The 535-nt window shown below is 68.8% G+C and carries 2 protein-coding genes; both read right to left on the bottom strand.

Annotated elements, in window-relative coordinates; all coding sequences use genetic code 11:
- A partial coding sequence (locus IA22_RS0133735; protein WP_030125878.1) for an ectoine synthase occupies positions 1-119 on the bottom strand: 119 nt, incomplete at its 3' end.
- 65 nt (positions 120-184) lie between these two features.
- A partial coding sequence (locus IA22_RS0133730) for an aminotransferase class III-fold pyridoxal phosphate-dependent enzyme (RefSeq protein ID WP_030125877.1) occupies positions 185-535 on the bottom strand: 351 nt, incomplete at its 5' end.

Raw genomic sequence — 535 nt, 5'->3', positions numbered from 1 at the left:
TGGAGCGAGAAGCCCACCTTCTCCTTGGCGAGCACGATGCGCTTGCTCTCCCAGGTACCCGAAGCGGACCTGACGTGCCGGTCGGTGTTCTCGATGTCACTGAAAGATCGGACGATCACGGTGGGATGGTGCCTTTCTCTTCTTTTCCTGCTCAGTGGTGCCTGCGCGGGGGCGTTTGCCCCGCTCAGGCGGTCTCGCGGACGGACCGGGCCAGCGTGCGCAGGCCCTCGTCCAGCTCTTCGGGGGTGACGGTCAGCGGCGGGAGCAGCTTCACGACCTCGGACTGCGGTCCGGAGGTCTCCAGCAGCAGGCCCAGCTCGAAGGCGCGCTTGCAGACGGCGGAGGCGCGCTCGGGGTCGGTGAACTCCAGGCCCCAGACCAGGCCGCGGCCACGGAACTGCGCGGTCTCCTCCTCGCCGCAGATGGCCAGCAGTGTCTGTTCGACCTGCTCGCCGCGGGCCAGGGTCTGCTTCTCCATCTGGCCGTCGGCCCAGTAGGCGTCGAGCGTGGCGGCGGCGGTCACGAAGGCCGGGTT

Origin of the sequence: Kitasatospora papulosa (assembly GCF_000717245.1) — a bacterium.
Classification (GTDB): domain Bacteria; phylum Actinomycetota; class Actinomycetes; order Streptomycetales; family Streptomycetaceae; genus Streptomyces; species Streptomyces papulosus.
The sequence above is the reverse complement of the archived record's forward strand: the minus strand, read 5'-3'. Positions and strand labels throughout refer to the sequence as shown.